The organism is Cobetia sp. UIB-001 (genome assembly GCF_044789135.1).
Lineage (GTDB): Bacteria > Pseudomonadota > Gammaproteobacteria > Pseudomonadales > Halomonadaceae > Cobetia > Cobetia amphilecti.
In genome coordinates this window covers 4,093,958-4,118,639 of record NZ_CP058244.1, presented here as the reverse complement: position 1 = coordinate 4,118,639, position 24,682 = coordinate 4,093,958, and the positions used below count along the sequence as shown (strand labels likewise).

At 65.1% G+C, this 24,682-nt stretch carries 21 protein-coding genes; 12 read left to right on the top strand and 9 right to left on the bottom strand.

All coding sequences use genetic code 11. The annotated features are described in order from the left end of the window. The first annotated feature begins 8 nt into the window (after positions 1-8). A complete protein-coding gene (locus HA399_RS17075) occupies positions 9-1,109 on the top strand; it encodes a TRAP transporter substrate-binding protein (RefSeq protein WP_404325591.1) in 1,101 nt (366 codons plus the stop codon). Between the two features lie 166 nt (positions 1,110-1,275). Here the strand turns inward: HA399_RS17075 and HA399_RS17070 are convergent, their stop codons facing one another. Further along, a complete protein-coding gene (locus HA399_RS17070) occupies positions 1,276-1,710 on the bottom strand; it encodes an acyl-CoA thioesterase (protein ID WP_404325589.1) in 435 nt (144 codons plus the stop codon). A gap of 612 nt (positions 1,711-2,322) precedes the next feature. On the opposite strand from HA399_RS17070, the gene HA399_RS17065 reads away from it, so the two are divergent. The 6 genes from HA399_RS17065 (at position 2,323) to cysZ (ending at position 10,159) form a co-directional block, all read left to right on the top strand. After that, positions 2,323-3,282 (top strand): PstS family phosphate ABC transporter substrate-binding protein, encoded by a 960-nt coding sequence (locus HA399_RS17065; RefSeq protein WP_404325588.1) that lies wholly within the window; start codon positions 2,323-2,325, stop codon positions 3,280-3,282. A gap of 113 nt (positions 3,283-3,395) precedes the next feature. Next, complete coding sequence (locus HA399_RS17060; RefSeq protein WP_404325586.1) at positions 3,396-5,654, top strand: ABC transporter permease subunit; 2,259 nt, start codon at positions 3,396-3,398, stop codon at positions 5,652-5,654. Next, complete coding sequence (gene pstA / locus HA399_RS17055) at positions 5,651-7,447, top strand: phosphate ABC transporter permease PstA (protein ID WP_404325584.1); 1,797 nt, start codon at positions 5,651-5,653, stop codon at positions 7,445-7,447. Before HA399_RS17060 ends, pstA begins: the two co-directional genes overlap by 4 nt. Next, a complete protein-coding gene (gene pstB / locus HA399_RS17050; protein WP_084589238.1) occupies positions 7,444-8,289 on the top strand; it encodes a phosphate ABC transporter ATP-binding protein PstB in 846 nt (281 codons plus the stop codon). The genes pstA and pstB overlap by 4 nt, the downstream gene beginning before the upstream one ends. A 219-nt stretch (positions 8,290-8,508) precedes the next feature. After that, positions 8,509-9,234 carry a phosphate signaling complex protein PhoU gene (gene phoU, locus HA399_RS17045; RefSeq protein WP_404325582.1) on the top strand — a complete coding sequence of 242 codons (726 nt, stop codon included), beginning with the start codon at positions 8,509-8,511 and terminating at the stop codon, positions 9,232-9,234. Positions 9,235-9,430: 196 nt separating this feature from the next. Continuing rightward, a complete protein-coding gene (gene cysZ / locus HA399_RS17040) occupies positions 9,431-10,159 on the top strand; it encodes a sulfate transporter CysZ (RefSeq protein ID WP_107335789.1) in 729 nt (242 codons plus the stop codon). Between the two features lie 154 nt (positions 10,160-10,313). On the opposite strand, the gene phoR is transcribed toward cysZ, so the two are convergent. The 4 genes from phoR to HA399_RS17020 all read right to left on the bottom strand — a co-directional run bounded on the left by phoR (position 10,314) and on the right by HA399_RS17020 (position 14,072). Continuing rightward, positions 10,314-11,636 carry a phosphate regulon sensor histidine kinase PhoR gene (phoR, locus tag HA399_RS17035; RefSeq protein WP_404325580.1) on the bottom strand — a complete coding sequence of 441 codons (1,323 nt, stop codon included), beginning with the start codon at positions 11,634-11,636 and terminating at the stop codon, positions 10,314-10,316. 7 nt (positions 11,637-11,643) lie between these two features. Continuing rightward, positions 11,644-12,333, bottom strand: a complete 690-nt coding sequence (gene phoB, locus HA399_RS17030; protein ID WP_043331741.1) for a phosphate regulon transcriptional regulator PhoB — start codon at positions 12,331-12,333, stop codon at positions 11,644-11,646. Between the two features lie 223 nt (positions 12,334-12,556). Further along, positions 12,557-13,447, bottom strand: coding sequence for a 4-hydroxybenzoate octaprenyltransferase (gene ubiA, locus HA399_RS17025; protein WP_348472467.1), 891 nt, complete (start codon positions 13,445-13,447; stop codon positions 12,557-12,559). A gap of 67 nt (positions 13,448-13,514) precedes the next feature. After that, positions 13,515-14,072 (bottom strand): chorismate lyase, encoded by a 558-nt coding sequence (locus HA399_RS17020; RefSeq protein ID WP_324692532.1) that lies wholly within the window; start codon positions 14,070-14,072, stop codon positions 13,515-13,517. 339 nt (positions 14,073-14,411) lie between these two features. Between HA399_RS17020 and HA399_RS17015 the strand changes: the two genes are divergently transcribed. The 3 genes from HA399_RS17015 (at position 14,412) to HA399_RS17005 (ending at position 16,667) form a co-directional block, all read left to right on the top strand. After that, entirely contained in the window at positions 14,412-15,611 is a 1,200-nt protein-coding gene (locus tag HA399_RS17015) for an NAD(P)/FAD-dependent oxidoreductase (protein ID WP_404325577.1), read from the top strand. Between the two features lie 250 nt (positions 15,612-15,861). Continuing rightward, a complete protein-coding gene (locus tag HA399_RS17010; RefSeq protein WP_024952843.1) occupies positions 15,862-16,137 on the top strand; it encodes an HU family DNA-binding protein in 276 nt (91 codons plus the stop codon). A 173-nt stretch (positions 16,138-16,310) separates the two neighbouring features. Beyond that, positions 16,311-16,667: a hypothetical protein gene (locus HA399_RS17005; RefSeq protein WP_404325576.1), complete on the top strand. Its 357-nt coding sequence runs from the start codon at positions 16,311-16,313 to the stop codon at positions 16,665-16,667. 141 nt (positions 16,668-16,808) lie between these two features. Here HA399_RS17005 and HA399_RS17000 read toward each other — a convergent pair whose 3' ends face one another. Beyond that, positions 16,809-17,225, bottom strand: a complete 417-nt coding sequence (locus HA399_RS17000) for a DUF2780 domain-containing protein (protein ID WP_054556347.1) — start codon at positions 17,223-17,225, stop codon at positions 16,809-16,811. Between the two features lie 190 nt (positions 17,226-17,415). Here HA399_RS17000 and yccS point away from each other — a divergent pair, with 190 nt between their 5' ends. Further along, a complete protein-coding gene (yccS, locus tag HA399_RS16995) occupies positions 17,416-19,668 on the top strand; it encodes a YccS family putative transporter (RefSeq protein WP_404325575.1) in 2,253 nt (750 codons plus the stop codon). Between the two features lie 149 nt (positions 19,669-19,817). Here yccS and recG read toward each other — a convergent pair whose 3' ends face one another. After that, the gene (gene recG, locus HA399_RS16990; RefSeq protein WP_082388678.1) at positions 19,818-21,959 is read right to left on the bottom strand and encodes an ATP-dependent DNA helicase RecG; all 2,142 of its coding nucleotides are present in this window, start codon (positions 21,957-21,959) and stop codon (positions 19,818-19,820) included. Further along, on the bottom strand, positions 21,956-22,921 hold the full coding sequence (locus HA399_RS16985; protein WP_052384315.1) for a hydrogen peroxide-inducible genes activator: 966 nt from the start codon (positions 22,919-22,921) through the stop codon (positions 21,956-21,958). The genes recG and HA399_RS16985 overlap by 4 nt, the downstream gene beginning before the upstream one ends. A gap of 71 nt (positions 22,922-22,992) precedes the next feature. On the opposite strand from HA399_RS16985, the gene HA399_RS16980 reads away from it, so the two are divergent. After that, positions 22,993-23,880: an SDR family oxidoreductase gene (locus HA399_RS16980; protein ID WP_153636715.1), complete on the top strand. Its 888-nt coding sequence runs from the start codon at positions 22,993-22,995 to the stop codon at positions 23,878-23,880. A gap of 240 nt (positions 23,881-24,120) precedes the next feature. Here the strand turns inward: HA399_RS16980 and HA399_RS16975 are convergent, their stop codons facing one another. Next, the gene (locus tag HA399_RS16975; protein ID WP_404325574.1) at positions 24,121-24,510 is read right to left on the bottom strand and encodes a RidA family protein; all 390 of its coding nucleotides are present in this window, start codon (positions 24,508-24,510) and stop codon (positions 24,121-24,123) included. Between the last annotated feature and the right edge of the window lie 172 nt (positions 24,511-24,682).

The following is a 24,682-nucleotide window of genomic DNA, read 5'->3' as shown; positions in this document are numbered from 1 at the left end:
AAAGTCCCATGCAACGCCGCCGTTTTCTCTCTGCTCTGGGGGCCGGTGCTGCCGGCCTCGCCGCCGCGCCTTTCGTGTCCACCGCCAATGCCGCCGAGGGCGAGACCATCCACTGGAAGATGGTCACCTCCTGGCCGAAGAACTTCCCGGCACTGGGCACCGGTGCCAATGAATTCGCCAGCCTGATCGGTCAGCTCTCCGGTGGCCGCCTGCAGGTCAAGGTCTATGGTGCCGGCGAGATGGTACCGGCGCTGGAAGTCTTCGATGCCGTGTCCTCCGGTACCGCCCAGATGGGCCACTCGGCCTCCTACTACTGGAAGGGCAAGGTGCCCGCGGCCCAGTTCTTCACCGCCGTGCCCTTCGGAATGAACACCACCGAGACCAACGCCTGGCTGTATCACGGCGATGGCATGAAGCTGTGGGACGAGATCTACTCGCGCCACAACCTCAAGCCGCTGGCGGTGGGCAACACCGGCACCCAGATGGCCGGCTGGTTCAACAAGGAAGTGAACAGTCTCGAGGACATGAAGGGCCTGAAGATCCGCCTGCCGGGGCTGGCGGGCGAAGTGATGAATCGCATCGGCGCCAGCGCGGTCAATCTGCCGGGCAGCGAGATATTCACCGCGATGGAAACCGGCGTGATCGATGCCACCGACTGGGTCGGTCCCTACAATGATCTGGCCTTCGGCCTGCATCAGGTGGCCAAGTATTACTACTCGCCGGCCTGGAACGAGCCTTCCGCCATCCTCGAAGGCACCGTCAATCTCGAGGCCTGGCAGGCATTGCCGGAAGACCTGCAGCAGGTGGTGATCCAGGCGGCCAGAATCGCCAATCACGCCATGGTGGATGAATTCGCGCTGCGCAACGCCACTGCGCTGACCTCGCTGGTCGAGGAGCACGGTGTGGAGCTGCGTGAATTCCCCCAGGACGTCTATGCGGCGCTGTTCGATGCCTCCAACGAGGTGCTGGACGAGTTCATCGCCAAGGATGAGGACGCCAGGCGCGTCTATGAGTCCTACCGCGCCTTCCAGAAGCAGGTCGCCCCCTGGTCGCGTATCGGTGAGCAGGCCTATCTGGATGCGCGTGGTCGGGTGCTGGGCGAAGCCTGAGCGAGTTTCTTTCGGACTGCCTGCCGGACTGTCTGCCGGACTGTCTGAGTGCGTGTCTGAGCGCGTGACTGATTGTTGACGAAAAAGCCGCCCCTGAGGGCGGCTTTTTCTTGGCGTGTGGCTGACAGGAAGAGAGGTGAGGCGCCTGGCTCAGTCCTGCTCAGGATCAGTCCTGCTCCTCGATGATGTCGGTGCTGGCCTGCTCCGGTACGGCGCGGATGCGGCCATTGTCATCGAGTGCCACCATCACGTAGCAGGCTTCGGTCACCTTGGTCAGCGCGTGTTGATTGCGCTCCTGCGGCGGGCGGATCCAGACCTCGACGGAGAGCCTGATCGAACTGCGTCCGACCTCGGCCACCTGAGTGAAGATATTGACCACCGAGCCGATACGCACCGGTGACAGGAAATCGAGGCCCTCGACGGCCACGGTGGCAGTGCGTCCGTGGGCGACGCGCCCGGCGGCCAGTTCGCAGGCCTCGTCCATGCGGTGCATCAGCCAGCCGCCGCTGATGTCGCCATAGAGATTGGTGTCCTGGCGCTGGGCGATCAATTTGAGCGTCAGTGTGCCGTTCGGCGTCGGGATATCATCCAGAGCTTGCATGTCATGACTCGCTATCTTGTTGTTATAAAATGGTCATTTCATTTCTGCACCCTTGCGTCTGAAAAGGTGCGTCTTTTGGCGCAGGGCGCTGCCTTGTACAGGTCGCTGCCTTGCACAGGGGGCCTTATACAGGGCACTTCGGCAATCGCCGAGGAAAGTCACCGGGTGCCATCGATAGCATCAGCGCGACGCAGACCATGGCGGATGAGCCGCAGCGGCTTCATCATCTCCTGTATCCTACTCCGGCGGACAAAGCACTGTCCTCACTGACAAGGGACTGTCAGGAGATTTTTTGCGCTGCAGCATGGAGTATCGTTACTCAACGCAGCAATGACGGATACTCGCTGTCTTTCGCCATGCTGCACGGGCCGCCTTGTTCCACCGTCGCCTGCCCGTCACCACGGGCGTGGCAAGCCGTGGCCAGCTCCGTGTCGCATCGTCATCTTGTTCATTCTCTGGTGGGAAGTCGCCATGTCAGTTTCCGTCGGGTCGCTTGTCCGTTCAGGCTTTCGCGCCGTGTTCGCGTCGCGTCGCGGGTCATCCGCGTCCTCCTCATATGTGTCCTCCTCATGCGCGCTCCGCCTGCGCTCAGGGCTGCCGTCGCTGCGGCTGATGTCGCTTGCCTGCCTGCTGGGGCTCTCGACGCTCTCGGCTCCGGCACTGGCCGACAAGGTGCCCGAATATCGCCCGGTGTCCGGGGTGGTGGGCAACCTGACGGCGGTGGGCTCCGATACCCTGTCGGTGCTGGTGACGCGCTGGGCTGCCCAGCTGCGCCGCTATCATCCGGGGGTGCGCGTGCAGCTGCAGGCCGCGGGCTCCTCGACGGCACCGCCGGCATTGATCGCCGGCACCACCCGCATCGGGCTGATGTCGCGCCCGATGAGCGATCAGGAGCGTCAGGACTTCACGCGTGAATTCGGCTATCCGCCGCTGGGTGTGCCCGTGGCGCTGGATGCGATGGGCATCATCGTGCATCGCAGCAACCCGCTGGAGGAGATCAGCATCGCGCAGCTGGATGCTATCTTCTCCGCCACGCACAACTGTGGTGGCCAGGCGGCCAATCGCTGGGGCCAGCTCGGGCTGAGCGATGAGTGGAATGACCGCCAGATCACCCGCTTCGGGCGCAGTGCCACCTCGGGCACCTACGGCGCCTTCCGCCGTATCGCGCTGTGCGATGGCGACTTCCGCCTCGATGTCAGTGAACAGCCGGGCTCGGCCTCCATCATCGGTGCGGTGGGCTCCTCGCCCAATGGCATCGGCTATGCCAGCTTCAGCACCTCTTCGCCGCTGGTGAAGCAGCTGTCCGTCAGCCGTGAGGCGGGTGGCCACGCCGTCTTCCCGAGCCGGGCCAGCATTCGCGATGGCCGTTATCCGCTGACCCGCGCGCTGTACATCTACGTCAATAGGGTGCCTGACGAGCCGCTCCCGGCGCTGGAGCAGGCCTTCCTGTCATTGATCATGTCGCGCCAGGGTCAGCAGGCCATCCTGCGTGGTGGCTATGTGCCGTTGCCGGAAAAGCAGCTGCTGCACTGGCGTCAGCAATTGGGGCTGGAGGATGTGAATGCCCTTTGATTCGCCTTTGTCATCTCTCTGTCATCACTTGGACATAATCTCGGTGCCATACCCGCTTCATGCGTCTGCGGAGTCGACACTCCAGCGCGCAAATCCTTTCGTGGTGATATTTCATGTCGGCAGTTGATGCCTCCCGAATGCAGCGTCGTCGTCTGCGTCATGACCGTCTTGCCAGTCTGTGGCTGACAGCGGCCGGGCTGGGCGTGATGGTCATCGTCGTCGTGATGCTGGCCTATCTGGTCAGCGTGTCGTGGCCGCTGCTCAAGCCCGCCAGCGTCACGTCGCTTCCTCAGCAGGCGCTCGAACAGCAAGCGAGCGACCAGCAGATGCCTGCCGCGCAGACCGATCCTGACTGGCTGAGCACCTTGCCTGACATTCCGCTTGCCGCGCGTGACGGGCTGCCCCCCGTGCTGGCCAGTGATGATTCGACGGCGGATTCGCGCACCTCGCCGCTGGCGGGTGTCTGGCTCGCGGATGATCGCCTGCAGGTGGTTCAGCAGTCAGCCGCTGGCGTTCGCCTGCGCGGCAGTGCCATCGAGGTACCCGCAGGGCTTGAGCGCCGCCAGGCAAGCCTGGTGCTCAGCCGTGACCAGCTGTGGCTGCGCATTCCGTACGAGGAGGGCGATGGCCTGTGGCTGGCGCGCCTGACGTTGTCGGCGTCGCACGGCGCCGCAGGCGCGCTGGAGGACGATGCAGCAAGTCAGCCCCCGCACTCCGAGTGGCAGCAGCAGTGGTTGCCGGGCACGGCCAGGCTGTCTTCGCAGCAGGGGCGTCTGCTGGTCACCGCTGACCGCGATGGCTTCACCCAGTGGCAACTGAGCGAGGCCTCCACCGGAACCAAGCCGCTGGCACGCAAGTTGGCACATCACGCTGTGAGCTCTTCTGCCTCCGCGTCATCGCCGGCGATCACCGCGATCAGCGTCCTGCGTGGCGGCAGAAGCCTGATCGTCGGGGACGCCGCAGGTGGCCTGAGCCATTACCTGTTGCCGGCGCACGCGCAGCCGCTGGTCAAGGCCGGCGTCTTTGACAGTGACCTGTCGGCGCCGGTGGTGACGATGGCCGCCGCCCATCACAGCCTCGGCTTTGCCGCGCTGGACGCCAACGGCCGCCTTGGCCTCTATCTGGCCACCAGCGAGCGTCGCCGTCAGGTGCTGGACTGGCTGGATGCCGCCCGGGTCGCGGCAGGCGTGGCGCTGGAATTTGACAATGATGACCGCCGCTTGCTGGCATCGGCGACCCGGGAGGCAAGGCTGCCCGGCCAGCTCGCTCAGGATGCGCCGCTGGGGGCGCTCGGCAAGGCCTATGCCGGGCTTGCGATACACGACCCGCATCAGGCCGTCGGGCTCGACGCCATCTTCGGCAAGGTCTGGTATGAGGGACGCGCAGCGCCGGAGTGGATCTGGCAGCTGGAGAGCACCGGCACCGACGAACCCCGTCTGTCGCTGGTGCCCATCATGTGGGGCACGCTCAAGGCGGCGCTGGTCGGGCTGCTGTTTGCCGTGCCGTTGGGGCTCGGCTGTGCCATCCATGTCGCCTGCTTCATGGCACCGCGCCAGCGTTCCCGCATCAAGCCGCTGCTGGAGATGATGGAGGCGCTGCCGACCGTGGTGATCGGCTTCATCGCCGCGCTGGTGGTCGCGCCCTTCGTCGAGCGTGAGCTGATGGCGGTGTTGCTGGGGCTGGTCCTGATTCCGCTGGGCACCATGGTGGCCGGCTTCCTGTGGACCCTGTCGCCGCGCGTATGGCGCAATCTGCTGCCGGAAAACATGGCGGCCTTCGGGCTGTTGCCGCTGCTGTTCGTGCTGCTGTGGCTGGATGTGACCATCGCCGGCCAGGTCGAGCAGTGGTGGTTCGACGGCGACCTCCGTCAGTGGCTGTTCAGCCACTACGGCATCGATTACGCCCAGCGCAATACCCTGGTGACCGGCATGGCGCTGGGGCTGGCGGTGATGCCGACCCTGTTCACGCTCAGCGAGGATGCCCTCTCGTCGGTGCCGCGCGGTCTGGCCGCCGGCTCCGCGGCGCTTGGCGCGACGCCATGGCAGAGTCTGCGCCGCGTCATCCTGCCTGCCGCTGCGGTCGGGCTGTTCTCGGCGATGATGATCGGCATGGGGCGCGCCGTCGGTGAGACGATGATCGTGCTGATGGTAGCCGGCAATACGCCGCTGGTGGATGCCAGTCTGTTCGAGGGCCTGCGTTCACTGGCCGCGACCCTGGCCATCGAGCTGCCGGAGGCCGAGGTCGGCAGCAGCCACTACCGCTTGCTGTTCCTCGCTGCCCTGGCATTGTTCGTCTTCACCTTCGTGGTCAATACGCTGGCGGAAGTGCTGCGACAGCGCTTCACGCCGCCCAATCAGGGGAGCTGGGGATGAGTCACCCTGACACCAATCGCGCCAGCTCCTCATTGCTGCGCCCGCGCGAGCCGCTGGTCGGGCGCCTGCAGCGCTACTGGCGCGACGGCGGCCCGTGGGGCTGGCTGAATGCCATGGCGGTCAGTGTCTCGCTGGTGCTGGTACTGGGCCTGCTCAGCCTGCTGGTGGTGGGCTCCTTCAGTCACTTCTGGCCCTCACGACTGGTCGAGGTGGAGCTGACGGCGCAGCCAGGCCAGAGCCCCACGGCCCTGACCACCACGCGCGGTGAGCCGGCGGCCGACAATCGCCATCTGCTCGGCGAGCTGATGCACGAGGAAATGCGCCGTGTCGCCTCGGGCGAGGGGGATGACGCTCGCCAGCAATGGTGGTTGCTGCAGACATCCTCGCGTGACGGGGCCGCGGCCAGCTGGCAGTGGCTGCCGGAGACGCTGCTCGACAGGATGACCTTCCCCAGCCAGGCGCTGATGCTGGAAATGCGCGACGGCCGCACTCTCTACGGCATGCCACGGGCGCTGAGTGACCCGATGACAGGGGAGATGGACCACACGCCTGACGTCGGCGACGGGCCTGCACGGCCCTTGTCCGAGGACGCCGAGCCACTGTTTGCCCGTCTGAAGATGATCGAGAGCGAGCGCCGCCAGTTGCAGGCACTGCGCCTGGACAGTGAAGCCTTGAGCAGTCGCTATCAGGCGCTGCAGCAGTCTCTGGCATCCCGGCGCAGCGCCACTGCTGACGGTGACGCGGCGCGGACTCAAGAGGATGCTGAGCTCGAGCAGGAGATGCAGGAGGAGTTGGAAGAGGTACGCAGCGCCTTCATCGAGCGTGAAGGTCAGCTGAGTGCCCTGCGTGATGCGCTGGCGGGCGGTCAGTTGCTGCTGGGCGGCAATGGCGGCTACGAAGGCCGTATCGCGCTCGATGATATCCGCAATGCCTGGCGGCCCAATGCGATGGGCTTCAGCGGCCGGCTGATGATGACGTTCAAGCGTTTCCGCGACTTCGTGGCCGGCGCGCCTACCGAGGGCTTCGGTGGCGTCTGGCCCGCCATCTTCGGCACCGTGCTGATGGTGGTGCTGATGTCGATCATGGTGATGCCCTTCGGCGTGATGGCGGCGCTCTATCTGCACGAGGTGGCCCATCAGGGACGCCTGACGCGCCTGACGCGCATCGCGCTGCGTAACCTGGCCGGGGTGCCCTCCATCGTCTATGGCGTATTCGGTCTCGGTTTCTTCGTCTATGGGCTGGGCGCCGGAATCGATGAGCTTTTCTATTCCGAGCGACTGCCGACGCCGACCTTCGGGACCGGCGGCATTCTGTGGGCCTCGCTGACGCTGGCCCTGCTGACCTTGCCGGTGGTGATCGTCGCCACGGAAGAGGGGCTGGCGCGCGTGCCGCGTCGTCTGCGCGAAGGCGCGCTGGCGCTGGGGGCGACACGCCTGGAAACGCTCAAGCGCGTGGTGATTCCGGCCGCCTCTCCGGCGTTGATGACGGGGCTGATTCTGGCCGTGGCGCGTGCGGCGGGCGAAGTCGCGCCGCTGATGCTGGTCGGGGTGGTCAAGCTGGCCCCGGACCTGCCGCTGGATGACAGCTTCCCGTGGTTGCATCTGGACCGCAAATTCATGCATCTGGGGCATCAGGTCTATGATCTGGCCTTCCAGAGCAGCGATGCCTTCAGCAGTCGGCCGCTGGTCTACGCGACCGCGCTGGTGCTGGTGGTCGTGATTCTATGCCTCAACCTGAGTGCCATTCGCCTGCGTCACATGCTGGCACAACGTTACAAGGGAGCCACCGAATGAGGCGTGACTCTGAACAGCCCAAGCCCCAGTTGTTTCTTCAGGAGACGCCTGCGCGGCCGGCTGAGGACATCTGCCTGGAAACCCGCCACCTGAGCCTCGATTATCAGGCACGTGTCGGCAAGGAGAACCAGACGCGCCGCGCACTGGAGGATGTCAGCCTGCAGATCGCGCGCAAGCGCGTGACGGCCTTCATCGGGCCTTCCGGCTGCGGCAAGTCGAGTCTGTTGCGTACCTTCAATCGCATGACCGATCTCGACGAACAGTCACGTCTTTCCGGCAAGGTACTGCTCGAGGGCGAGGACATTCATGCGCGCGGCGTGGACGTGCCGATGCTGCGCCGCCGGATCGGCATGGTCTTCCAGACGCCCAATCCCTTTCCGATGTCGGTCTACGAGAACGTGGCCTTCGGGCTGCGGCTGGTCGGCGAGAATGACAAGCGCCACCTCGATGACAAGGTCGAATCCTGTCTGCGCTCCGCGGCGCTGTGGGAAGAAGTGAAGGACCGCCTGCACGACAGCGCGCTGGGGCTCTCGGGAGGCCAGCAACAGCGGCTGGTGATCGCGCGGACGCTGGCGGTCGAGCCGGAGGTGCTGTTGCTGGATGAACCGGCCTCGGCGCTGGACCCCATCTCGACGCTCAAGATCGAGGAGCTGATCCGTTCGCTGCGCTCGCGCCTGACGCTGATCATCGTCACGCATAACATGCAGCAGGCCGCGCGGGTGTCAGACGATACCGCCTTCCTGCATGAGGGCCGCCTGGTGGAATTCGCCCCGACCGATCAGCTGTTCACCAACCCGCGGCGCCGCCAGACGGAAGACTACATCACGGGGCGTTTCGGTTAGCGCGCTCATGCGCGAACGTGCAGCCAGGTAGCCTTTTCGCCCTGATATTGCTGACGATGGCGGCCAGATACCGCCTTTGCGCCATGGGTGAAACATAACTGCAATCAAGTGTCGGCATGCTGAGGGGGATCCCGCTGTGTCAGTCAGTAGTGGGCCATACTTGTCACGTCATTCATGTCACGCCCCCTGACTCGGTGGGCGACTTTCCGGGAGAGGGAAATGGATATCACCAGCGATTCGCACGGCAAGCATATCTCAGAGCAGTTCAATCACGAGCTGGATGCACTGAAGACACACCTGCTGGCCATGGGCGGACTGGTAGAGAAACAACTGCAGGATGCCGTCACGGCATTGCTGGAAGGCGACAGTGAAACCGCCACGCGGGTGCGCGACAACGACAAGGCTGTCAACGACATGCAGCTCAAGATCGATGACGAGTGCACCCGGGTGCTGGCCCGCCGTCAGCCGGCGGCCTCCGACCTGAGACTGGTGCTGGCCGTCATCCGCGCCACCTCCGATCTCGAGCGTATCGGTGATGAATCGAGCAAGATCGCACGCAACGCCATCTCGCTGGTCGAGAACGGCCAGAGCCCGCGCGGCATGGTCGAGGTGCGTCATCTCAGCCAGCACGTGCGCAGCATGGTGCGTGACTCCCTGACGGCCTTCGCGCGCTTCGATACCGACCTTGCCCTCAAGGTACTGCGTGAAGACGCCTCGGTGGATCTGGAATATCAGAGCGCGATGCGCTCGCTGATGACCTTCATGATGGAAGACGCGCGCCAGATCACGCCGGTGCTCAATGTGATGTGGATTCTGCGTGCGCTGGAGCGTATCGGTGACCACGCCGACAACCTGGCCGAGTACGTCATCTTCCTGGTCAAGGGCGTGGACGTGCGTCACACCGATACCAATGACCTGAAGCCGCAGGACCTGGACAAGAAGTGAGCTGACGCGCTTCCCTGCCCCTGTGTAGCGTCTTTCGCCCCGCTCCTGCCCACCGGCAGGTCGCGGGGCGATTGCGTCGTGGGAGCGCGAGCGATGTCAGGCGGCCGACAGCTGCGCCGCGCAGGCGGGAGTGCTAGGGTGTGGCTCCGGCCAGCCCGCTGGCTGGCCGGTTCTTTTGAGATGACGAGGACGTCGCATGATTGATGCCGTATCGGCGCTGGTCCGCGGGACCCGCATGGTCTATACCCCCGGGCTGCGCCGCTTCGTATTCGTACCGCTGGCGATCAACCTGGTGCTCTACAGCATCACGCTATGGGTGTTGTTCAACCAGTTCGGTGGCTGGATCGATTACTGGATGCTCAAGGTACCGGCGTGGCTGGACTGGCTCAGCTGGTTGATCTGGCCGGTGCTGGTGGTGAGTCTGTTGCTGGTGGTGTTCTTCACCTTCAGCCTGGTGACCAACCTGATCGCCGCGCCCTTCTACGGCATTCTGGCCGAGAAGGTCGAGCATCGTCTGGATGGCACCCTGATCGATGATGACCGCGGCCTGATGAAGATCGGCGTCGACTCGCTGGGGCGTGAAATGGCCAAGCTGGGCTATTTCATCCCGCGCATGATCGCGCTGTTCATCATCGGCTTCATCCCGGGCCTGAACCTGCTCTCGCCGCTGTTGTGGGGACTGTTCTCGGCCTGGAGCATGTCGATCCAGTACCTCGACTACCCGATGGACAATCATCAGGTCAGCTTCGGTGACATGAAGCAGCGCCTCAAGGCGCGCTGGTGGCCCTCACTGACCTTCGGCGCCGCGGTGTTCGTCATGACGCTGGTGCCGCTGGCCAATCTGCTGTTCATCCCGGGCGCCGTCGCCGGGGCGGTACTGATGTGGCAGAGCCACTACCGTCAGTTGCCGGCGCCGCGTCGTTGAGACAGCCCGTCGCAGAGCTGGCTTGTCGCTGAAATAGCCGCAGCGTCGTCTGATTGACCAAACGAAACGCCCCGCAGTCGCCTCCTTTCGAGGTGGCTGCGGGGCGTTCTGCGTTGGGCTGACGTCCGGGTCAGATCATCACGGAATCAGCCCATCACTGGGCTAGCGCACTGCTGGCCTGGGGAGCGCTCGCCTGACAGGCGCGCTCATCGGGGAAGTGACAGCGGAAGCGCGCACCCTCGCCGGGGTGGCTGTCGATCTCCAGATGGCCCTGATGGCGAATCAGCACATGCTTGACGATGGCAAGCCCGAGGCCGGTGCCTCCCGTGGCGGTGCTGCGGCCCTTGTCGATGCGGTAGAAGCGTTCGGTCAGGCGCGGCAGGTGGACCGGGTCGATGCCGTCCCCATCATCTTCCACCTCGACCAGCAGGCCCTGGTCATCCGCCTTCCAGCGCAGGGTGATATGACAGTCTTCGGGGGTGTAGCGTACCGCATTGAAGACCAGATTCGAGATCGCGCTGCGCAGCTCCTGCTCCTCGCCGCGCAGAGACAGGCTGGCATCGGCCTCGATGGAGAAGGTGTGGCGCCCCTGGGACAGGCCTTCGGCGTCGTCGCGGATATGGCCGAGCAGGGCACACATGTCGATGCAGCGACCATTATCGGACAGTTCGTCGTTTTCCAGGCGTGACAGGGTCAGCAGGTCCTCGACCAGGTGCTGCATGCGGTCGGTCTGGCTCCGCATCTGGCCCAGTCCACGCTGCCAGCGCGGTGGCAGGTCATCGGCGTAATCGGAGTAGGTCTCGAGATAGCCGGCCAGCACCGTCAGCGGCGTGCGCAGTTCATGGGAGACATTGGCCACGAAGTCGCGGCGCATCTCTTCAAGACGATAGAGGCGGGTGACGTCACGCAGCATGACCAGACGCTCGTTGTCACCGAACAGGGTGATGGAGATCTGCAGCGTCAGGTTGTCAGACAGCGGCGACTGGAGCGTCAGCGGCTCGCGGTAGGCCAGCCGATTGAAGTAGTCGATGAAGACGGGGTCACGCAGATAGTTGGTGATGTGCTGACCGCGGTCGTGGCTGGCCTTGAGACCGACCAGCTGCTCGGCAGCGCTGTTCCACCATTCCATGTCACCGTGGTTGTCCAGCATCACCAGGCCGTCGCGCATGGCCTCGGAGGATTCCTGGATACGGTTGAGGATGCTGCGCAGTCGCTCCTGAGCCTGACGCTGGCCCTTCTGGTAGCGGTAGAGACGATCGAGCAGGTCTCCCCAGACGCCATCGCCGGGCGGCGGCTCTTCATGGGGATTGGTGATCAGCCAGGTGTAGAGGCTCTTCAAGTGCTTGAGATGGACGAACAGATACAGCGAAAGGCCCAGCGCCAGGCCCCAGCCCAGATGGCCCAGCAGGCCACCGATCAGGCCGAAGCCACCGGCAAGGTAGCCGAGGCGCCATAGCTCGTTGGTCCAATAGCGCATGAATCCCTCAGGCCTGAGCGCTGAAGCGGTAACCGGTGCCGCGGACGGTCTGGATCAGATGCTGATGGCCTGTGCCCAGCGCCTTGCGCAGGCGACGGATGTGCACGTCCACGGTGCGCTCCTCGACATAGACGTTGCCGCCCCATACCTGATCGAGCAGCTGACTGCGCGTGTAGGCACGTTCCTGATGCGTCATGAAGAACTGCAGCAGGCGATATTCGGTCGGGCCGACATCCAGCGAGTTGCCGTGGGCGGTGACGCGGTGGCTGGCCGGGTCGAGCATCAGGCCTTCGACTTCCACCGCCTCCTCGACCCCCTTGGGAGTGGTGCGACGCAGCACGGCCTTGAGACGGGCGACCAGCTCGCGCGGCGAGAAGGGCTTGGTGATGTAGTCGTCGGCACCGGCTTCCAGGCCTTGAATCTTGTTGTCTTCCTCGCCCTTGGCGGTCAGCAGGATGATCGGCAGCTCCGAGGTGGTCTCGTCACGCTTGAGACGCCGCGCGAGCTCCAGGCCACTGGTGCCCGGCATCATCCAGTCCAGCAACAGCAGATCGGGCTTTTCATCGACGACGATGGCGTGGGCGTCCTGGGCATTGTCTGCCTCCAGCACGCGGTAATCCGCCATTTCGAGGGCAACGGCGATCATCTCGCGAATCGAGGATTCATCGTCGACAATCAGTACGGTCTTGGAGCTCATCGCTAGATCCCATGCAGCAGTCGGCGCACGCGCCAGAATGACAAGTCGATGACGATTACAACCCGCTTATATGACAACGAGATGACAACTGCCAGCATGGCAGCTTGCACGCAAGCCTGCCAGCCGCCTTGGAGGCGCGGCAGGCAGGCATGAACCGTGGGCTGGGGAGCAACAGAGGGCAGGGGTCGCTTTAAATTAAATAATACTAATGTTTATGCGGGAGTCAGCTCATCGGCCAGGTCGCCAGGGCGATACCGGCGAAGATCAGCAGACCCGTCCAATGATTGTTGAGGAACGCCTGGAAGCAGGGCGCACGCTCACGCTCACGGATCAGACGTTGCTGCCAGACGAAGGTGACGGCGGCGGCGGCCAGCCCCAGCCAGTAGAAGATGCCCAGCGTCAGGTGCAGGCCGATGCCGATCAACACCGCCAGCATGCCCAGCTGCAACAGGCCGATCATCAGCTTGTCGGCACGCCCGAACAGCACGGCGGTGGACTTGATGCCCACCTTGAGGTCGTCGTTGCGATCGACCATCGCGTAGGCGGTATCGTAGGCCACCGTCCACATCAGATTGGCCGCGAACAGCCACCAGCCGTAGGTCGGTACCTCCTCCAGCGTCGCGGCGAAGGCCATCGGAATCGCCCAGCCGAAGGCGGCGCCCAGCACCACCTGGGGCAGATGATGGAAGCGCTTCATGAACGGATAGCTGGCCGCCAGCAGCACGGCGACGATCGACAGCAGCACCGTGGTCAGGTTGGTGAAGCACACCAGCACGAAGGCGGCCGCGACCAGCCCCCCGAACAGCGTCAGCGCCTCGCGCTCCGAAATGCGACCCGAGGTCAGCGGCCGGTCTCGCGTGCGCTCGACATGCTTGTCCCAATGGCGGTCGGCGTAGTCGTTGATGACGCAGCCGGCGGCGCGCATCAGATAGACCCCGGCGATGAAGATCAGCAGGGTCGTGCGCTCGGGAATGCCATCTGCCGCCAGCCACAGTGCCCACAGGGTCGGCCACATCAGCAGCCAGGTGCCGATGGGGCGGTCCAGCCGTGTCAGGGCGAGGTAGTCGGCCAGTCTGGAAGGACGCGAAGCGGCGGAAGTGGATGACGCGGTCATCGGGGCTCCTGGGCGAGTGGTAGTGGGCAAGGGAAGAGAGAGAAACGAGGCCAGTCGGCCACAAGGCTCAGGCCAGCTGCAGCGCGTGCTGGAAGGCCGGTGTGAAGCCCTCCTGCACCAGTACCTTGAAGCGACCATGCGAGAACATCGAGCGGCGCATCCACAGGCTGGTGGTGCGGGCCAGCGGCCTGGGGCTCGAAAGCACCAGCGGGGCGCGGCTGACATCGATGGCGCTGCGGGTCAGGTCGGGCTGGCGAAACAGCCAATGGCCCAGCGAGCGCTCGCCCAGCGTCGAGAGGCGATGACCGTGGGCCAGGTCCAGCGCCGCCAGCGAGCGTGCGATCACCCATGGCGTATCGCCATGACAGAGTGCCACTTCGCGCCGCCAGACATGCCGGCGTGGGCCGATGCCCAGCAGGCGTGCCTCATCCAGCCGCGCGGGGCCGGTGTCCTGCAGCAGCAGGCGCACGCGCAGGCCCTGGATGGACTGGCCATCGCGTTCATCCTGCTGCTGCATGGCGCTGGCAAGACGCTGGGTCAGCGAGTCCGTCGAGGAGAGCCACGCCCACCAGCCGGCCGGCATGACACCTTGCAGCGCGGCAGCCGGCTGCCAATGACGGCGCACCGCCGCCGAAGCAACGGGTGCGGTGCGCGAGGGCGAAGGCCAGCGAGGCGCAGGCTTGCATAGGGTCTCGGCTGACGGATGAGGCGCCTCACAGGTGGAGGTCTGTGGCGTGAGCGCTGCGCGATGAGGCTCGCCTGCTGGGCATCGGACCACGGTGAATTCCCTGTCAGGATGACGAAATGGCGAGTCTAGCATGGCCGGGCGGCAAGGCCTCCCGCTCAGGCATGCCTGCACTGCTGGCGGGCTGGTATGCTGGGCGCATTCATCGGCGTTCATGACGGACGCTGCTGGCGCTCTTTCATCAGCGCTTCCCTCGGATCGATCTCAGGAGATGGTGCCATGCGCGACCCTCGCACCCTTGTCATCATTGGTACCGGCATGGCGGGCATTGGTCTGGCGCGCGCGCTGCGTGCGCGTGACAAGGACAGCCGGCTGATCCTCATCAGCCAGGATAGCGGCCACGATTACGCCAAGCCGATGTTGTCCACCGCCTTCGCCAAGAAGATGTCGGCCACCGACCTGTCGCGTCAGGCGCCGGTGGCGCTGGTGGACGAGCTGAATGCCGAGCTGCGTACCCGTCAACGCGTCACCGCCATCGACGGTGATGCCCGCCAGCTATGGCTGGGCGAGGAGTGTCTGGCCTATGACGAGCTGGTGCTGGCACTCGGCGCCGCGCCGCGTCGTCCCTTCCCCGTCGCCGCGGAAGTGGCCTCACGCGTGCAGAGCATCAATGACCTCGACGACTATGCGGCCTTCTGCGCGACGCTGGCGAAGGCCCGCGAGCGCGGGGAAGACGGGCACGTGGTGATTGTCGGTGCCGGACTGGTCGGCTGTGAATACGCCAATGATCTGACGGCGGCCGGCCACCGCGTCACGCTGGTCGCGCCGGAGGAAACTCCGCTGGATGGACTGTTGCCGCAAGCACTGGGGCAGCGTCTGGGTGCGGCGCTGGATGGACTCGGTGTGACGCGTCGCCAGGGCGAGATGGTCGAGACCATCGCCGCCAGCTCAGGCGAGGAGGCCGAGCGTCAGGCCGCGCCGGTCGAGGTGCGCCTGCAGAGCGGTCGTCGCCTGACGGGCTCCGTGGTTCTGCTGGCCACCGGGCTGGCGCCGCGCATTCGTCTGGCGCAGGCCGCGGGCCTGAGCGCCGGTGGTGACGGCATCCGTGTCGACCGCCACCTGGCCACCTCCCAGCCGCATATCTGGGCGCTGGGCGATTGCGCCAGTGTCGAGGGCGTCAATGCCATGTATGTCCAGCCGCTGCAGATGGCCGCGCGCACCCTGGCGGCCAACCTGTGTGGTGAGCCGAGCGTGCTCGACTGGAAGGCGTGGCCGGTGCTGGTCAAGACACCGGTCTTGCCGGTGGTGGCCTATCCGCCGCGTTCGGCCGTGGCGCGCTGGGAAATCAACGGTGAAGGCGATGACCTCGAAGCGCGTGCACTGGATATGAACGAACGCTTGATTGGATATGCGTTGACAGGCGCCGCCGTTCGCAGGAAAGTCGAGCTAGCGCGGCAGGCGCCGCCGTTGCTAGGCTAGGCGATGCCATGATCGATGGTCGTAAATCCCTTGCTGCCAGCGCGGTCAGGCACGATAGTGAATGCTCCGTCAGACATTCTGCTCAGCGTGCGGAGTCTGACAGATTGCTGCCATCGACAGGTTTGATACGGCAAAGCTTGCCGGGAGCGGATTGCGTCGCCGCCATACGCCACCGCTAGCAAGTGCAAGAACAACAATGGAAACGGCGGCTTGGCCGCCCGTGCAGAATGCCAAACCAGGAGGGCTTTTCATGCGCAAGCCAGAACTCGCTGCGGCCATCGCCGAGCGTGCGGATCTATCCAAGGACAAGGCCAGTCAGGTACTGAACGTGATTCTCGACGAGATCACTCATACCGTGGCCAAAGGCAATGACGTCTCACTGATCGGTTTCGGGTCATTCACCGTGCGCCAGCGTGCGGCGCGTACCGGCAAGAACCCTCAGACAGGCAAGCCGCTGACCATCCCGGCCAGCAAGACCGTTGCCTTCAAACCCGGCAAGTCGTTGAAGGATGCAGTGACCAAGTAACCTCGGCTCGTGCTTCAGCGCAGACCCGGGGTGGCTGTCGCCATGGCTTTCAATCGTCGTCATCAAAAGCCCTGTCGGCTGTCATGCTGATGCCACCGGTTCCGCCCTGCGGGGCCGGTGGCATTTTCATATGGCCTGCGTGACCGACGCTTCGCGATTCAAGGAATGACACCATGAAGCTCAAGATATTGCTGTGGGTGCTGGGTCTGCTGCTCAAGCGGGCCTTCAAGCGCGACCCCGAATTTCGTGCCGAGCTGGAAAAGCGTCCGCTGGACTGGGGCGTCGCGACCGAAGACATGAGCATCGCGCGTCACTACCGCATGTCCCGCGCGGGCGTCACCACTGGCAGTGGCCTGCCGGTGGATACCGAGCTTGAGCTGCGCTTCGCCGATAGCGACAGTGCGGTGGCCTTTCTGCTCAAGCCCTCGCCGCGTGCCTTCCTGCAAGGCCTGATGGACCAGCGCGTGCGGCTGGTTGGCGATTCGGCCCAGCTCAACCGCTTGCAGTCATTGCTCAAGCGCATTCGCTGAACGACCCGGTGCCGTGCCTGCATGAACGAAAGACGCCCCGCTGAGAGAATCAGCGGGGCGTTGTTTTTGTCATGAGCAGTTGTCGCGAGCCTTTACTTGCGAGGGGCTGTTCGAGAAGACCCTCTCAACGCCCTCGAGGCGTCACAGCAACTGCTTGAGGCCCGGAATGCCTTCGAGCACCTGATCGACCACGCCATCGCCGGCTTCTTCGCGCGCATAGCTCAGCGTCTCATCGGCCACGCCGCGCGCCTGGTCCATGTTCAGGTCCAGCCCCATCAGCTTCTGGCCCAGTTCCAGCGCACCGCCACCGCTGCCGCCGGTGAAGGCGCTGACGGCGCCCATCAGGCCGCCCATGAGGCCACCGCCACCGGACTCGGCGGCTTCCTCGCCTGCGCTGCCGATCAGGCCTTCCGCCCCCGGAATGGCGCCCAGCAGTGAGGCGGCCGGGCCATCCGGCCCCTGCTCACGCACGAACTTGAGAACCATGCCGACCGCCTGCTCGGCGATTTCCGGTGACAGCCCGAGGGAGCCAGTGACGCGTTCGATAAGAGGATGCATCGGTATTCTCCATGAAAGCCAATGAGGTCAGGAGTCTTCAGAGTGGCACGTCGCGGCGATTCGACATTCGACGCGCCCGCCAACGCTTGCATGCGCCATGGCTCTCGGACACGGCAGAACGGGGTGTTATGCTAGCGATATAAATCTAAAGTCTAATGCGCTGCCCGGCGCCCTGGTCACGGAACACTTCATGACACGCTCTCTCCTGGACTCCCTCATGCACTCCCTGCGTCGTCTGTGGACGCTGGATGCCTTCAGCTATTCGCTGCGCATGTTGATCGCGCTGGGTGGCGTGATGGCGGTGGGGTTCTGGCTCGACGAGATGGCGGTGGTGATTCCGCTGTTTCTGGGCGTGATCGCCTCGGGGCTGGCGGAAACCGATGATCACTGGCGCGGCCGCCTGCGCGCGCTGGGCATGACGCTGGCCTGCTTCAGCATCGCCGCCGTCTCGGTGGAGCTGTTGTTCGGCATGCCGCTGCCCTTCGTGATCGGGCTGGCGCTGGCCACCTTCGCGATGCCGATGCTGGGCGCCATCGATGCCCGCTACGGCGCCATCGCGCGCGCCTCGTTGATTCTGGCCGTCTACACCATGATCAGCCTCGAGCAGCAGCATGGTGATGGTCAGATCGCGGTGCTGGAGCGCAGCCTGCCCGAGTGGCTGCGGGAGCCGGGGCTGGGCATCAATCTGGTTCAGCCGTTGCTGCTGGTGGTGGGGGCGACCTGGTATGGCCTGCTCTCGGTCGTGTGGTGTGCGCTGTTCTCGCGCCAGCCGCTCAAGCACAGCATGGCGACGCTCTACCGTGAGCTGGGGCGCTACCTGATTCTCAAGGCGCAGCTGTTCGAGCCGCTGCGCAATGTCGACCAGTCTGCCCGCCGTCTGGCGCTGGCCGAGCAGAACGGCCGCGTGGTGGTGGCACTCAACCAGACCAAGGAGATGGTCTTCCGGCGCCTCGCCGGGCGGCGCGATACCACCAAGCTCGACCGCTACCTGCGGCTCTACTTCATCGCCCAGGACCTCCACGAGCGCGCCAGCTCCAGCCATTATCCCTACGGCCAGCTCACCGACGCCTTCTTCCATCACGACATCCTGTTCCGCTGTCAGCGCCTGCTGGAGCAGCAGGGGCGCGCCTGTCGCGGACTCGGCAAGGCGCTGTTGATGCGCCAGCCCTTCGATGCCAGTGACAGCCAGCAGGCGCTGGAAGACCTCAACGCCTCGCTCGTCTATCTCAAGCAACAGCAGCGGCCCGAGTGGCACCATCTGATGCAGGCGTTGGAGGCACTGGCCAGCAACCTGCGCCTGATCGAAGGTCAGATCGCGCGCCTGAATGATCTCGAAGCCGTCAGCAATGAAAGCGACAACAGCCTGCTGGACCGCTCGCCCCACGGCACGCGGGACATGTTCGAGCGTATCCGCAGCCACCTGACGCCGCGCTCGCCGATCTTCCGCCATGCGCTGCGTCTGACCGCGACGCTGGTGGCCGGCTATGGCGTGCTGCTGGCGGTACACCCGACCCAGGGCTACTGGATTCTGCTGACCGGGCTGTTCGTGTGCCGTCCCAGCTATGGCGATACGCGCCGCACGCTGGCGCAGCGGATTCTGGGCACGCTGATCGGTCTGGTCGCCGGCTGGGCGCTGATCAGTCTGTTCCCGGCGCCCACGATCCAGGCCGGGATCGCCGTGGTCGCTGGGGTACTGTTCTTCGCCACCCGTGGCTCGCGCTATACCCTGGCCACCGCCGCCATCACGCTGATGGTGCTGGCGTGCTTCAATCAGGTCGGCGATGGCTTCGATCTCATCTGGCCGCGTCTGTTCGATACGCTGGTCGGTGGCCTGCTGGCTGGGCTTTCGGTGGTGTTGATCCTGCCGGACTGGCAGGGCCGCAAGCTCTATCGTCAGGCCGGCGTCAGCCTCAAGACCAGCGGTCGCTATCTGGGCGAGGTGCTGTCCCAGTATCGTCACGGCAAGCGCGACGATCTGGCCTACCGCCTGGCACGCCGCAATGCCCACAACGCCGACGCGGCCTTCTCCAATCTTCTGGCCACGGCCCGCAAGGAGCCCGGCCACTTCCGGCGCGATGTCGAGCCGGGCTTCGGCTTCCTGCTCCACGCGCACACCGTGCTCGGCTATCTCTCGGCGCTGGCAGCGCATCGTGGCGAACTGGAATCGACCGCCTCGGCCAGCAGCGGCATCGAGACGCTGCTGCGCCATGGCGAGCGCCTGAGTCAGCAGCTGACGGCGTTGGGAGAGCAATTGGAGGCGGGCGGTGAGATCGCCGTCACGCTGGACAGCGAAGATGAGATCGCGGCACTGGAAGCCGAGGTCGAGCAGGTCGAATCCATCACCGGACGCCTGGCGCTGTCACAGCTGATTCTGGTGCTGCGGCTGTTGCAGCCGCTGGAAAGCGCCGGCACCCAGCTGATCAAGGCCAGCCGCGCCAGCTGAGCTGTCCTGACTGACCGGTACTGAAAGACAAGTACTGACTGACCTGTACTGCAAGACAAGTGCTGTCTGAGCGACTGGCGCGGCGGGCCGAGTGATCGAGTGTCCGGGTTGAATACGTGAGGGCGCCAGGCGAGCAGCGGGCAGCGCGCTCAGACGGCGCCGTATTGCCCGGCCGCCTCGCCCAGCCAGCGGCGAATCAATGGCTCCGCGGCCTGCGGGGCCTCGCTGAGGATGGCATCGGCCAGCGTGGTGGTCGGGGCGATCAGGTCACTGTCACGCTCGAGATCGGCGATCTTCATCCCCGCCAGCCCCGTCTGACGCGTGCCCAGCACTTCGCCGGGGCCGCGTAGCTCCAGGTCCTTCTCGGCGATCTTGAAGCCGTCGGTGGTCTCGCGCATCACCGCCAGGCGCTGCTTGGAGTGCTGCGACAGCGGCGGATGATAGAGCAGCACACAGAAGCTCTCGGTGCTGCCACGCCCGACACGGCCACGCAGCTGGTGCAGCTGCGACAGGCCGAGACGCTCGGGATTGTCGATCACCATCAGGCTGGCATTCGGCACATCGACCCCGACCTCGATCACCGTGGTCGCCACCAGCAGGTCATGCTCGCCATCCTTGAACGCCGCCATCACCTCGGCCTTCTCGGCTGCCTTCATGCGGCCATGGACCAGGCCGATGGACAGCTCCGGCAGCGCCTCGGTCAGCTCGTCACGCGTCACCTCGGCGGCCTGGCAGGTCATCACCTCGGATTCCTCGATCAGCGTACACACCCAATAGGCCTGGCGGCCCTCGGAGCAGGCGGCGCGGATGCGCTCGACCACCTCGGGGCGGCGCGGGTCGGCCACCGCGACGGTCTGCACCGGGGTGCGCCCCGGCGGCAGCTCGTCGATCACCGACAGGTCGAGGTCGGCGTAGGCGCTCATCGCCAGGGTGCGCGGAATCGGCGTCGCGGTCATGATCAGCTGGTGGGGTGTCAGGCCACCGGCTTCCCCCTTCGCCCGCAAGGCGAGACGCTGATGCACGCCGAAGCGGTGCTGCTCATCGACGATCGCCAGCCCCAGGCGCTGGAAGGTCACATCGGCCTGAAACAGCGCATGCGTGCCGACTACCATGCGTGCCCGGCCATCGGCGATGGCGGCCTTGGCGTCCAGCCGCGCCTTGCCCTTGAGCTTGCCGGCCAGCCACGCCACCTCGATGCCCAATGGCTCCAGCCATTCGCGGAAGTTGCGATAGTGCTGCTCGGCGAGAATCTCGGTGGGCGCCATCAAGGCCGCCTGACAGCCGCCGCCGATCGCGATCAGTGCCGCCAGCGCGGCGACCACCGTCTTGCCCGAGCCCACATCGCCCTGCACCAGACGCAGCATCGGCACTTCGCGTGCCAGGTCGCGGCGCACATCTTCCAGCACGCGATGCTGGGCGCCGGTCAGCGAGAAGGGCAGTTGGGCGAGAAAGCGCGTGCTGAGGCCGCCACTGGCGCTCAGCGAGGGCGCGCCATCCTGCTGGATACGCGCGCGCACCTGACGCAGGCTCAACTGGTGGGCGAGCAATTCTTCCTGGGCGAGGCGGCGCTGACTCGGGTGCACGCCGTCGCTCATCTGGTCGACGGGCGCATCCGGCGGTGGCTCGTGCAGAAAGCGCAGGCACTCGATCACGCCGGGCAGGCGAAAGCGCGTGCGCAGCGCCTCGGGAATCAGGTCCGGCAGCTCATGGGGCGTTTCCTCGAGCTGCTTGAGCGCCTGGGCGATCAGAGCGCGCAGGCGTGCCTGATTGAGGCCTTCGGTGGCCGGATAGATGGGTGTGAGGTGGTCTTCCACCGGCGCGGCACCCTGGCCGAGCAGGCGGTATTCCGGATGGTAGATCTCGAGACCGGTGGCCCCGGCGCGTGCCTCGCCGAAGCAGCGCACGCTATGGCCACGCTGGAATTGCTGCTGCTGGGCGGGGGAGAAGTGGAAGAAGCGCAGGCTGAGGATGCCGCTGCCATCGCGCAGGCGCACCAGCAGGCTGCGGCGACGGCCCTTGACGATGTCACAGGCCGTCACCTCGCCTTCCACCACCGCCTCCATGCCGCTCTTGAGCGTGCCGATGGGCGTGACGCGGGTCCGGTCCTGATAGCGCAGCGGCAGATGGAACAGCAGGTCTGCGACGCGCTCCAGCCCCAGGCGCGACAGCTTCTCGCTCAGCGCGGGGCCGACGCCGCTCAGGCTGTCCAGCGGTTGGGCCAGCGCGCCGGTGGCAAAGACACCGGCGCTCGCGGGCCCGGCAGATGAGGCTTCCGTGCCCGCCCTGCTCATGCCGGTTCGTGGCTCTGGGAAGCGGAGCCCTGCATGCCGTTCTCATTGCTCTGGCGCGCACGATTGGAGCACTCGGCGATCGCCTGGCTGATCACGTCGATGGCCTTGGGGCGCGGGAAGCTGGCACGCCATGCCAGCGCCACGCTGCGGCTGGGTGCCGGGTCCTTGAAGGGACGCGTCTCGAGCACGCCGCTCTCGTAATGACCGGTACCGGTCGCCGAGTAGGGCAGCACGGTGATACCGAGGCCGGAGGCGACCATGTGGCGAATGGTTTCCAGCGAGCCGCCTTCGGCGATCAGCGTATTCTCGGGGTTGTTGATCTGATTGCCGATGGCCGGGCAGGCCTCGAGAATCTGATCACGGAAGCAGTGGCCCTCGCCGAGCATCAGCAGACGCTCGTTGATCAACTGCTCCTTGGCGATGCTGTCCTGCTCGAGCAGGGGGTGGCCGGCCGGCAGCAGGACTTCGAAGGGCTCTTCGTAGAGGATCTTCGTCAGCACGTCGGTCTCGGTGAACGGCAGCGCGACGATGATCACGTCCAGCTCGCCATTGCGCAGCTTGCGACGCAGGTCGCCGGTCATGCCTTCCTCGATGTAGAGCGGCATCTTCGGCGCACGCCGCGTCAGTTCCGGCACCAGGTGCGGGAAAAGATACGGTCCAATGGTATAGATGGCGCCGATGCGCAACGGGCTGGAGAGCTGATCCTTGCCGGAATTGGCCAGTTCCTTGATCACGCTGGACTGCTCCAGCACGCGCTGAGCCTGCTGAACGATCTTCTCGCCGAGCGGTGTGACCTGTACGGTGGACTTGGAACGCTCGAACAGTGCGACTCCCAGCTCTTCCTCAAGCTTCTTGACGGCCACCGACAGGGTGGGCTGCGAGACGAAGCAGCGCTCTGCGGCGCGTCCGAAATGACGCTCCTGGGCCAAGGTTACGATGTAGCGGAGTTCTGTTAGAGTCATGATTCCTGCCCGGAACTGGCATCCTGGGATGCGGTGGGTACCGATTCGTTTTACCAAGGAGCATGGCAAAGGTGAAGAAGACGAGTCTCATCCTCGGTTGTGGCGACGTTGGCAGCGCGCTGGCGCGCGAACTGCTCAAGGCCGGTCAGCACGTCATTGGTGTCAGGCGCGATGTGTCCAAGCTCGCGGATCTCGGCATCGAGGCGCTGGCCTTGGACATCACTGCCGAAGGTGCACTGGCCAGCTTGCCAGATGCCGACACGGTGGTACATGTGCTGAGCGCCGACCGTTTCGACGAAGAGGCCTATCGCGCCGCTTACGTCGACGGCATTCGGGCGCTGGTGACGGAGCTCGAGTCGCGCGCCAAACCGCCGACCCGCGTGCTGTTCGTGTCCTCGACCTCCGTCTACGCCCAGAAGGATGGCGAGGAAGTCGACGAGCAGTCGCCCACCGATGCCACCAGCTTCTCGGGCCAGTTGATGCGCGAAGGCGAGCAGGCACTGCTCGATTCCTCGCTCAACGGCACCGTGGTGCGCTTCTCCGGCATCTACGGGCCGGGCCGCGACATGCTGATCCGCCAGGCGCGTGATGGTCGCATCGCCGCCAGCAACCCGCCACTCTACTCCAACCGCATCCACCGTGACGACTGCGCGGGCGTGCTGGCGCACCTGATCGCACTGAGCCTCGAGGGCAAGCCGGTCGAGCCGATCTATCTGGCCACCGACTGCGATGGCGCACCGCTGCACGAAGTGATGGCCTGGCTGGCGCGTCAGCTCAAGGTCGAGTCCACCGAGGTGATCCAGTCACCGCTGCGGCGTCGTTCCAGCAAGCGCTGCGGCAATGCCCTGTTGCTCGAGAGCGGCTACACCTTCCGTTACCCGACCTTCCGCGAAGGCTATGCCGAGGTGCTCAAGGAGCACGGCGTGACGGTGCCGAAGAGCGAATTGTCGGGCCGCTGATCACCGCCGCTTTCACTTATCCACACCCGGTTGCGCCTCGAGCCGTCTGACCGGGTGTGGATAAGTTGCTCGCCGAGACTGGCTGACGAGCGGCGCAGTTCTCGAGTGATGAAGCGCCTGGTCAAGTGCCCAGGCGAAGCGCCAACTGACAGTGCCCGCCCCGAAATCCCGGGGCGGGCACTGTCGTCTCTGCGTCAGCCACTTCTCGCGGGTGACCTGCCATCGTCAGTGAGCGGGTGCTCAGTCACCGATGACCATCACGCCTTCGGCTTCGAAGGCCACGCCCTTGGGCAGCGCCTTGACGCCAACCGCGGCACGCGCCGGGAAGGGCGCGGTGAAGAACTCTTCCATCACCGCGTTGACGCGCGCGAAGTCGTCCAGATCGGTCAGGTAGAGGTTGAGCTTGACGATGTCGCCCAGGCTGCCGGCGGCTTCTTCGCACACGGCATTCAGGTTGGTGAAGACCTGACGCGCCTGCGCCTCGATACCGCCTTCGACGACTTCCATCGTCTGCGGGTCCAGCGGAATCTGGCCGGACAGATAGACGGTGTTGCCCGCCTTGATCGCCTGGGAATACGGACCGATGGCAGCAGGGGCCTTGTTGGTGTTGATGATCGCGCGATTGCTCATGACATGCTCCTTGTGACTGCGCTCAAGCCTTGCCGGTTGCGAGTGTTGTGTGGTGGCGGCCTTCAGCAGCGGGTTACGATTGTGGTTATAGGGTCTCGCCGTCCACGGCGAGTTCGGTCGCGGTCAAGGACCTGCACTGCAGTCGGCCTTGGCCGCGACACGGGTGTTCAGA